The sequence below is a fragment of the Micromonospora sp. NPDC049089 genome, assembly GCF_040648775.1.
Classification (GTDB): Bacteria; Actinomycetota; Actinomycetes; order Mycobacteriales; family Micromonosporaceae; genus Micromonospora.
This window is the reverse complement of the sequence record NZ_JBEZEH010000247.1, coordinates 1-9501: the sequence shown is the minus strand read 5'-3', so window position 1 is coordinate 9501 and position 9501 is coordinate 1. Positions and strand designations below refer to the sequence as shown.

Genomic DNA, 9501 nt, shown 5'->3' with positions numbered 1-9501 from the left:
CCGCAGCCGCCCGTCGACCGCACCGACATACCGTTCGTCACTGTCGACCCCGCCACCTCGCGGGACCTGGACCAGGCGATGCACCTCGCCCGCCGCCCCGGTGGCGGCTACCGGGTGCGGTACGCGATCGCCGACGTCGCCGCGCACGTCACCCCGGGTGGGGCGTTGGAGGCGGAGACCTGGCGGCGGGGGCAGACCATCTACCTGCCCGACGGCAACGTGCCGCTGCACCCGCGCACCCTCAGCGAGGGTGCGGCCAGCCTGCTGCCCGACGACGACCGGGCCGCGGTGCTCTGGACCATCGACCTGGACGCCGACGGCGGCACCGTTGCCGTCGAGTTGGAACGCGCTCTGGTCCGCAGCCGCGCCAAACTCGACTACACCGGGGTGCAGGCGGCAGCCGAGGCCGGGCGGCTACCCGACCCGATCGCGCTGCTGCCGGAGATCGGCGACCGGCTGACCGCCCGTGGGCTGAGCCGGGGCGCCATCAACCTGCCGCTGCCTGAGCAGGACCTGGAACCCGACGGTGAGGGCTGGCGGCTGGTGCTGCGCGCGCCGGTGCCGATGGAAGAGCACAACGCGCAGATCTCCCTGCTGACCGGAATGGCCGCCGCCGACATCATGCTGGCCGGCCGGGTGGGTCTGCTGCGGACGATGCCGGCGCCCAAGCCGGAAGCGGTGCAGCGGCTCCGGGCCGCCGCCGCGCCGCTGGGCGTGCACTGGCCGGACGACGTGGGCCCGGGTCAGGTCATCGCCGGACTGGACGCCGCCCAGCCGCGCGCCGCCGCGTTCATCGACCAGGCGGCCGAGCTGATGCGCGGTGCCGCGTACACCGCCTTCGACGGGGAGCTGCCGGAGCATCCGGAGCACGGTGGCGTGGCGGCCGCGTACGCCCACGTGACGGCACCGTTGCGGCGGCTGGCCGACCGGTACGCCACCGAGGTCTGCCTGGCCCTGCACGCCGGCCAGGCGGTGCCCGACTGGGCCCGCGCCGCGTTGCCCCGGCTGCCCGAGGTCATGGCGAGCACCGACCGGGTCGCCTCGGCGGCGGCTCGCGGCGCCGTCGAGTTGGCCGAGGCGGCGGTGCTGGAGCACCGGGTGGGCGAGACCTTCGACGCTGCCGTCCTCGACGTCGACGCGCCGCCCAACGGCAAGTCCCGGCCCCGACCGCCCGGTGGCACGGTCGCACTGGACGCCCCGCCGGTCCGCGCCCGCTGCCTCGGCCAACTGCCGCTCGGCGAACGGGTCCGGGTCCGTCTGGTCACCGCCGACCCGGCGGCCCGTACCGTCCTGTTCGAGCTGGCCTGAGCGGGCCGCCGTCGCGGGCCCGATCCTCGCCCGCCTGCGCGGTCGCCCGCCGTGGCCCGGTCCTCGGCGGCGCTGTCGCTCGCGGCAGCGGGGATTCTCACAGGGCTCGGCGCTGCTGACGGGCCGGGCGGTTTGCGAGGATGAGGCCATGGCATACGACGCGAGCACGCTGCCCGACGTGTCCGGGCTGACGGTCGGCATCATCGGCGGCACCGGCGACCAGGGGCGGGGCCTCGCCTACCGGTTCGCGCGGGCCGGCCAGACGGTGCTGATCGGATCCCGGTCGGCCGAGCGGGCCGCCGAGTCCGCTGGCGAGATCGCCGCCCTGCCCGGGGTGCCGGCCGGCGGCAGCGTCACCGGCGCGGCCAACGACGAGGTGGCTCGACGCAGCGACGTGGTGATCATCGCGGTGCCGTGGGACGGGCACGCCGCCACCGTCGCCGCCCTCGCCGAGCCGCTCGCCGGCCGGATCGTCGTCGACTGCGTCAACCCGCTCGGCTTCGACAAGCAGGGCCCGTACGCGCTGACCGTCGCCGAGGGCAGCGCCGTGCAGCAGGCCGCCGCGCTGCTGCCCGACTCCCGGGTCTGCGCCGCGTTCAACCACGTCAGCGCTCCGCTGCTGGCCGACCCCGAGGTCGACCGGATCGACCTGGACGTGCTGATCTGCACCGAGGACCGTGAGCTGGTCGACATCGTCGGCGCGCTCGCCGCCCGGATCCCCGGCATGCGGGGCATCTACGCCGGGCGGCTGCGCAACGCCCACCAGATCGAGGCGTTCACCGCCAACCTGATCGCCATCAACAAGCGCTACAAGGCGCACGCCGGCATCCGCGTCACCGACCTCTGACCCGAGCGGCGGGGTGCCCCGGCGTGGGAGCACCCCGACCCTCGTCGGTACTAGAAGGTGTGTTCGGCGGCGGGGAACTCGCCACCGCGGACCTCGTCGGCGAAACGGCGGGTGGCGTCGGTGAGAGCACCGGCCAGATCCGCGTACCGCTTCACGAAGCGCGGTGCCTTGCCCGTCCGCAGCCCGGCCATGTCCTGCCAGACCAGCACCTGCGCGTCGGTGTCCGGGCCCGCGCCGATGCCCACGGTGGGGATCGGCAGCTCGTGGGTGATCCGCTTGGCCACCTCGCCGGGCACCATCTCCAACACCACGGCGAACGCGCCCGCCTCCGCCACCGCCCGCGCGTCGGCCAGCACCTCGTCGGCGGCGTCGCCGCGACCCTGCACGCGGTAGCCACCCAGGGTGTGCTCGCTCTGCGGGGTGAAACCGATGTGCGCCATCACCGGGATGCCGGCACCGACGATCGCGGCGATCTGCGCGGCGTTGCGGCGGCCACCCTCCAACTTCACCGCGTGACAGCCACCCTCCTTCATGAACCGGACGGCGGTACGCAGCGCCTGGGCCGGACCCTCCTCGTACGAGCCGAACGGCAGGTCACCGACGACCAGCGCCTGCCGGGTCGCCCGCACCACGGCCCGGACCAGCGGCAGCAGCTCGTCGGCGGTGATCGGCAGGGTTGTCTCATAGCCGAACACGTTGTTCGCGGCCGAGTCGCCGACCAGCAGCACCGGAACACCGGCCTGGTCGAAGATCGACGCCGTGTACTGGTCGTACGAGGTGAGCATCGGCCAGCGCTCGCCGCGCTCCTTGGCGGCCATCAGGTCGCGGGTGCGGACCCGTCGGGTGGCCGGGCCGCCGTACAACGCGGTCACCTCGTGCGGAGTGGACTCCACCATCTCTGTCTCCCTTCCTCGAGGCCGCCTGCGCGGTCCCCGGGTTCTGTCGCGATCGTCGCACCGCGAGACGGGCTGACGGCAGGGCCCAGTGCAAGATGTCACTCCACCAGCGCGGGGCCGCCCCGCCTGGCCACCCGGGACCGCGCCGCGAGGTCACCGCGCGGCGGCGCCGGGCCGCGCCACCGACCCGGCACCCCCAGGGGTACGCCTCAGCCGTGCTCGCGCCACCGGTTGGTGATCGGCAGACGGCGGTCCCGGCCGAACGCCTTCATGGAGATCTTCGTGCCCGGTGCCGACTGCCGCCGCTTGTACTCGGCGGTATCCACCAGCCGCAGCACCTTGTCCACGATCGCCGGGTCGTGACCCGACTCGACCAGCCCGTCGCGGCCCAGGTCGCCGTCGACGTAGCCGATCAGGATCGGGTCCAGTACGTCGTAGTCGGGCAGGCTGTCGCTGTCCAGTTGGCCCGGGCTCAGCTCGGCGCTCGGCGGCTTGCCGATCGAGTTCTCCGGGATCGGGGCCGTTTCACCGCGCCGAGCCGCGTCCGTGTTGCGCCACTTCGCCAGCCGCCAGATCAGCGTCTTCCAGACGTCCTTCACCGGGTTGAAGCCACCCACCGAGTCGCCGTACAGGGTGGAGTAGCCGACCGCCAGCTCACTCTTGTTGCCGGTGGTCAGCACCAGGTGGCCCTCCTGGTTCGACAACGCCATGAGGATCACGCCACGGACCCGGGCCTGGAGGTTCTCCACGGCCACGCCGGACAGCGACAGGTTGGCCAGGAAACCGTCGACCATCGGCTGGATCGGCTCGACGCGGTAGTCCAGGCCGGTGCGCTTGGCCAGGTCGGCGGCGTCCTCCCGGGAGTGCTCCGAGGAGTGCTGGCTGGGAAGCGACACCCCGACCACCCGGTCCGGCCCGAGCGCGTCGACGGCGAGCGCCGCCACCACCGCCGAGTCGATGCCGCCGGAGAGACCGAGCACCACCGACGGGAACCGGTTCTTGTTGACGTAGTCGCGCAGACCCAGCACCAGGGCCTGCCACACCTCGGCCTCGTCGGCCACCGGCTCGATCACACCGCCGGTGGCGGCCGGACCGGTCGGCGCGGCCGGAACGCCGTCCAGGGTGCTGTGCACGATGCGCATGCCGTCCGCGACGGTCCCCGTGGTCGTCGCGGCGGTGGCGGCCGGCAGCTCGACGTCGTGCACGAGCAGGTGCTCGACGAACTGCGGGGCGCGGGTGAGCAGCTCACCGTCGGCGGTCACGATCATCGAGTCGCCCTCGAAGACCAGCTCGTCCTGCCCGCCGATCATGTTGACGTACGCGACGGTGGCGCCCGCCTCGGCGGCCCGGCGGCGGACCAGCGGCAGCCGGAAGTCGTCCTTGTTCAGCTCGTACGGCGAGCCGTTGATGTTGACCACGAGGCCGACGCCGGCCTGCCGGGCAGCGGCGAACGGGCCGCCGGCCTGCCACAGGTCCTCGCAGATGGTCAGCGCCACGTCCACGCCGCCGATCCGCACCACGGTCAGCGCGTCACCGGAGACGAAGTACCGGTCCTCGTCGAAGACCCCGTAGTTGGGCAGGTGGTGCTTGAAATAGCGGGCGGCAACCACGCCCCGGTGCAGCAGCGCGGCGGCGTTGCGGGCACCCCGGCCCGGCTCGGCGTCCCCGCTGACCTGCGGCGGACCGTCGGCGTCCAGGTAGCCGACAACGACCGGCAACTCGCCGAGACCGTCGGCGGCCAGGTCGGCGGCCAGCCGCTCCACGGCGGCCCGGGACGCGGCGACGAAGGAACGCCGGAAAACCAGGTCCTCGACCGGGTACCCGGTCAGCATCATCTCCGGAAAGAGCACCAGCTGGGCACCGGCATCGGCGGCCTGGCGAGTCCAACTGCGGACCAGATCGGCGTTTCCGGCGATGTCGCCGACGCTCGGGTTGACCTGGGACAGGGCGAGACGCAGGGTGGGCATGCCTTCATCTTGCCCCAGCCTCGTCGCGACAGTCCGTACCCTCGGACGAGACACCTGCCACCTGCCGCGACGGGCGCCCGCGAGGCCGCGGCGGCAGGTGCTCGGCCGTCGTGGCGGCCGTCGGTGGCGGCTCGGCCGTCGGTGGTGGTTCGGCCGTCGTAGCGGCAGGGCCGGGCCCCGCGCTCGCCCGGCGGGACACGAGGGGACGGCCGGCGGCTGTTCGCGTAACGTCTGCGTAACCAGGCCCGGGAACACTGGGCGATCAGGTCGGGTGCAGCCCGGCCAAGGCGGACAAAAGAGTGTCGCGAGGGGTTGGGGAAGTGGACCGTCAGCAGGAGTTCGTCCTCCGCACGCTGGAAGAGCGGGACATCCGGTTCGTCCGGCTGTGGTTCACCGACGTTCTGGGCACGCTCAAGAGCGTTTCGGTGGCACCCGCCGAGCTCGAGGCGGCCTTCGAGGAAGGCATCGGCTTCGACGGCTCGGCGATCGAGGGCTTCGCCCGGGTCTTCGAATCGGACATGGTTGCCATGCCCGACCCGACCACCTTCCAGGTCTTCCCCTTCGAAGGCGGGGTCAGCGGCGAGAGCGCCCGGATGTTCTGCGACATCCTGCTGCCCGACGGCGGGCCGTCCTGGGCCGACCCTCGGCACGTGCTGCGCCGCGCGCTGTCCAAGGCGGCCGAGAAGGGCTTCACCTTCTACACCCACCCCGAGATCGAGTTCTTCCTGCTCGAGAACGGGCCGCAGGACGGCACCGTGCCCACCCCGGTCGACACCGGCGGCTACTTCGAGCACACCACCCACGCCGTGGCCCGGGACTTCCGCCGTCAGGGCGTACTCGCGCTGGAACGCATCGGCATCTCGGTGGAGTTCAGCCACCACGAGGTCGCACCCGGCCAGCAGGAAATCGACCTGCGGTACGCCGACGCGCTCACCACCGCCGACAACATCATGACCTTCCGGCACGTGGTCAAGGAGGTCGCACTCTCCACCGGTGTGCAGGCCAGCTTCATGCCGAAGCCGTTCACCGACCAGCCGGGAAGCGGGATGCACACCCACCTGTCGCTGTTCGAGGGGGAGCGCAACGCCTTCCACGACAGCGGCGACCCGATGAAGCTGTCCAAGGTGGCGAAGTCGTTCATCGCCGGCCTGCTGGTGCACGCCCGGGAGTACACGGCTGTCACCAACCAGTGGGTCAACTCGTACAAGCGGCTCTTCCCGCAGCACCTGCCCGACCGAATCACCGAGAGCCCGGCGTACGTCTGCTGGGGTCACCTCAACCGGTCCGCGCTGGTCCGCGTTCCCGCGTACGGCAAGCCCAACTCGGCCCGGGTCGAGGTCCGCTCGCTGGACTCGGCGACCAACCCGTACCTCGCCTTCGCGGTGCTGCTCGGCGCCGGCCTGAAGGGCATCGAGGAGGGATACGAGCTGCCACCGGGCGCCGAGGACGACGTCTGGTCGCTGACCAGCGCCGAGCGGCGTGCCATGGGCTACGAGGCGCTGCCGGAGAACCTCGCCGAGGCGATCGACGTGATGGCGGAGTCCGAGCTGGTCGCCGAGGTGCTCGGCGAGCACGTCTTCGACTTCTTCCTGCGCAACAAGCGGGCCGAGTGGGAGCAGTACCGCCGTGAGGTCACCCCGTACGAGCGGCAGCGCTACCTGGCCCTGTAGACGCAGGGGCTGACGCCCTTGCGCGCTGCCGCTATCGTCTCGATCACCGCGCCGGTACCCCTCCGGGCGGAGAGTCGGGAGGCAAGTCGGTGCTGGAGGATCTGTTCAGCGGTGCCTGGCAGAGCGTCGTGTTCGGGATCGTTGGCGTCGGCCTCATGGCCGCCGGCTTCGGGCTCGTCGACCTGCTCACCCCGGGCCGGCTGCGAGACCTGATCTGGGTCGAGCGCAACGCCAACGCGGGGTTGCTGCTCGCCGCCAACCAGCTCGGCATCGCCGGGATCGTCTTCACCGCGATCCTGACCAGCTACAGCGACTTCGGTAAGGGGATCGCCTCCACCGTGGTCTTCGGACTGGTCGGGTTGGCGATCATGGCGCTGGCCTTCGTGGTGTTGGACCTGCTGACCCCTGGCAAGCTCGGCGAGGTCATCTGCTCGCCCGAGCCGCACCCTGCTGCCCGGGTCAGTGCCGCCACCCACTTCGGGGCCGCGCTGATCGTCTGCGCCTGCATCGCCTGACGGCCGCTCTCCGCATCACCCGGCGGGCGGTCCGCCCGCGTTCCGTCGTGCATGGCTGGTCGTGCGTGGCCGGGTGGTCCGTGGCCGGTCGTTGGCGGGCGGCTGGGCGTCCGTGGGCGGGTGTCCGTGGGTGGGCGTCTGCGGGTGGGCGTGCAGATCTTGGGCAGTTTCCGTCAGGTCGTGACGGAAACTGTCCAAGATCTCTGGCCGGTGGGCCGCTCGCGTCTGCGGGCAGTCGCCGTGGGCGTCGTACCTCGGCCGTAGCGTGCCGGGTATGAACCGCACCGATCGCCTCTACGCGCTGGTCGAGGAGCTGCGGGCGGTGTCACCACGGCCGCGCAGCGCCCGCTGGCTGGCCGCGCGTTTCGAGGTGAGCAGCCGGACCATCGAACGGGACCTCGCCGCGTTGCAGGAGGCCGGGGTGCCGATCTGGGCCGAGCCCGGGCGCACCGGCGGCTACGTCCTGGACCGCGCCCGCACCCTGCCGCCGGTCAACCTGACCGCCGCCGAGGCGGTGGCGATGGCCGTGGCGCTGCACCGGCTTGCCGGCTCGCCGTTCGCCGGGCCGGCCGCCACCGCGTTGCGCAAGCTGGTGGCGGTGCTGCCGGCCGCCGACGCCGCCGAGGCACACCGCCTCGCCGACCGGGTGCACCTGATCGGCGACGGGCCGGCCGCGCCCGTCCCGGCCACCGTCGCCGACGCGGTCACCGCGCGGCGGGTGCTGCGCATCCGGTACGCCGACCGCGCCGGCGCCGACTCGACCCGTGACGTCGAGCCACTCGGCTACCTCGGTAACTCCCGACACTGGTACCTGGTCGCCTGGTGCCGTCTGCGCGACGAGCTGCGGTGCTTCCGTACCGACCGGATCCGGAGCGTGTGGGCGCTGCCCGACGTGGTGGCCCGGGAGCTACGCCTGACGGATCTCGACATCCCGCACGAGCGGGTCCGCCCGCTGAGCCTGGTCTGAAGCGGGCTCGGCGTGGCGGCCTCTTCCGAGACCCGTCCGCATCGCGGCGGGCTGGGTGGGTCTCGTCACCGAGAAACCCGCCGGGTGATCCGGAAACACCGACAGGACGCTGTCGCCAACGGCCCCGAGACTGCTCCAGACGACGGCCGAGCGGCCGGCACGAATCATTCTGGAGGCAGTAGATGTCCAGGTCCACCACGCCCATCACCTGGTTCGAGATCGGCACCGACCGGCCCGAGGACGCGGAGCGGTTCTACGGAGAGCTGTTCGGCTGGACCTTCGAGGAGCAGGGCTCGCCCAACGGCGGGTCCTACCGCGTGACCGGGGCCGGCGGAGACACCGGGATCGGTGGGGCGATCCGGGCGACCGACGGAACGTCGCCGAACTACGCGGTGTTCTACGCCGAAGTCGCCGACGTGGCAGAGACCTGCCGACAGGCCGAAGCTGCCGGCGGCCGGGTCCTGGTACCAGCGCGTACGGCACCGAGCGGTCTCCGGTTGGCCCACCTACTCGACCCGGCCGGCAACCACCTGGGCGTTTTCACGCCCCCGCCCCCGCAGCCCTGACCTCTTCCAAGGTCCCGCTGATGCCCGGGGTTGGCCTTGCCCCCGGGGTTGGCCTTTCTCCCGCGTTGGCTGGCCCCGGGTTGGCTTGCCCCCCGGATGGGGCGGGTCCCTGGTGGGGCTGGCCTTTCGGGTGGGGCTGGCCCGGGTTGGCTTGGTCCCGGGTTGGGCTGGCTGGTCCCGGGTTGGGCTGGTCCTGGTCCCGGGTGGCTTGGTCCCGGGGGAGGGCTTGGCTCTGAGGCCGTCACCCTGAGCGGGGGCGATGGCCCGGCCAGCCTGGCGGCACCCGCGCGCGTGATCGACTCGGATTTCATGATGTCGGGGTGTCCGAGCGCGCGGGACACCGCGACATCACGGAAACCGAGTGGATCAAGCTGCGACGGGCCCGATCCAGCCTCGGCACGGACGGTCGGACCGGGCGCGACAGGCGGCCCGGGTCGGACCGGGCGACAGGGTGGCGGGTCGGTCCGGGCACGGCAGGTCGGTCCGGGCACGGCGGGTCGGTCCGGGCACGGCGGGTCGGACCGGGCACGGCGGGTCGGACCGGGCCCGGCAGGTCGGTCCGGGCACGGCGGGTCGGACCGGGCACGGCAGGTCGGACCGGGCACGACCGGCCGGCCCGGGGCCAGACCGGCCTGCCAGTGGCGTACCGAGCCCGGCCCCGGCCTGCCCGTGGCGTAGCGAGCCCGGCCCCGGCGTGCTTAATGCTGCCGGGGGCGGGGTCTTAGGGCAAATTGCCGGGGCTACAAGAGCCCTCGTGGGCGCCCA

At 72.7% G+C, this 9501-nt stretch carries 8 protein-coding genes; 6 read left to right on the top strand and 2 right to left on the bottom strand.

Going from position 1 to position 9501, the window contains the following annotated elements; all coding sequences use genetic code 11:
- Together AB0B48_RS29505 and npdG are read left to right on the top strand one after the other, a co-directional pair.
- Positions 1–1308 (top strand): RNB domain-containing ribonuclease (locus AB0B48_RS29505; protein ID WP_357207168.1); only part of this gene is annotated, 1308 nt, incomplete at its 5' end.
- Between the two features lie 148 nt (positions 1309–1456).
- Positions 1457–2155, top strand: a complete 699-nt coding sequence (gene npdG / locus AB0B48_RS29500; RefSeq protein ID WP_357207166.1) for an NADPH-dependent F420 reductase — start codon at positions 1457–1459, stop codon at positions 2153–2155.
- Positions 2156–2205: 50 nt separating this feature from the next.
- Here npdG and panB read toward each other — a convergent pair whose 3' ends face one another.
- Both panB and AB0B48_RS29490 read right to left on the bottom strand, forming a co-directional pair.
- Entirely contained in the window at positions 2206–3051 is an 846-nt protein-coding gene (panB, locus tag AB0B48_RS29495) for a 3-methyl-2-oxobutanoate hydroxymethyltransferase (protein WP_124855798.1), read from the bottom strand.
- A gap of 209 nt (positions 3052–3260) precedes the next feature.
- Positions 3261–5018 (bottom strand): NAD+ synthase, encoded by a 1758-nt coding sequence (locus AB0B48_RS29490; protein WP_357207165.1) that lies wholly within the window; start codon positions 5016–5018, stop codon positions 3261–3263.
- 320 nt (positions 5019–5338) lie between these two features.
- Here AB0B48_RS29490 and glnA point away from each other — a divergent pair, with 320 nt between their 5' ends.
- The 4 genes from glnA (at position 5339) to AB0B48_RS29470 (ending at position 8736) form a co-directional block, all read left to right on the top strand.
- Positions 5339–6688 carry a type I glutamate--ammonia ligase gene (gene glnA, locus AB0B48_RS29485; RefSeq protein WP_355008887.1) on the top strand — a complete coding sequence of 450 codons (1350 nt, stop codon included), beginning with the start codon at positions 5339–5341 and terminating at the stop codon, positions 6686–6688.
- A gap of 89 nt (positions 6689–6777) precedes the next feature.
- Positions 6778–7203, top strand: coding sequence for a DUF350 domain-containing protein (locus AB0B48_RS29480; protein ID WP_355008888.1), 426 nt, complete (start codon positions 6778–6780; stop codon positions 7201–7203).
- Between the two features lie 274 nt (positions 7204–7477).
- The gene (locus AB0B48_RS29475; RefSeq protein ID WP_355007792.1) at positions 7478–8170 is read left to right on the top strand and encodes a WYL domain-containing protein; all 693 of its coding nucleotides are present in this window, start codon (positions 7478–7480) and stop codon (positions 8168–8170) included.
- A 182-nt stretch (positions 8171–8352) separates the two neighbouring features.
- The gene (locus tag AB0B48_RS29470) at positions 8353–8736 is read left to right on the top strand and encodes a VOC family protein (RefSeq protein ID WP_357207162.1); all 384 of its coding nucleotides are present in this window, start codon (positions 8353–8355) and stop codon (positions 8734–8736) included.
- Positions 8737–9501: the final 765 nt, after the last annotated feature.

Bases quoted from the DNA above. Each gene is read 5' to 3' on its own strand.
- npdG (WP_357207166.1), top strand. From the start codon at position 1,457: ATGGCATACGACGCGAGCACGCTGCCCGACGTGTCCGGGCTGACGGTC.
- panB (WP_124855798.1), bottom strand. From the start codon at position 3,051: ATGGTGGAGTCCACTCCGCACGAGGTGACCGCGTTGTACGGCGGCCCG.
- AB0B48_RS29490 (WP_357207165.1), bottom strand. From the start codon at position 5,018: ATGCCCACCCTGCGTCTCGCCCTGTCCCAGGTCAACCCGAGCGTCGGC.
- AB0B48_RS29475 (WP_355007792.1), top strand. From the start codon at position 7,478: ATGAACCGCACCGATCGCCTCTACGCGCTGGTCGAGGAGCTGCGGGCG.
- AB0B48_RS29470 (WP_357207162.1), top strand. From the start codon at position 8,353: ATGTCCAGGTCCACCACGCCCATCACCTGGTTCGAGATCGGCACCGAC.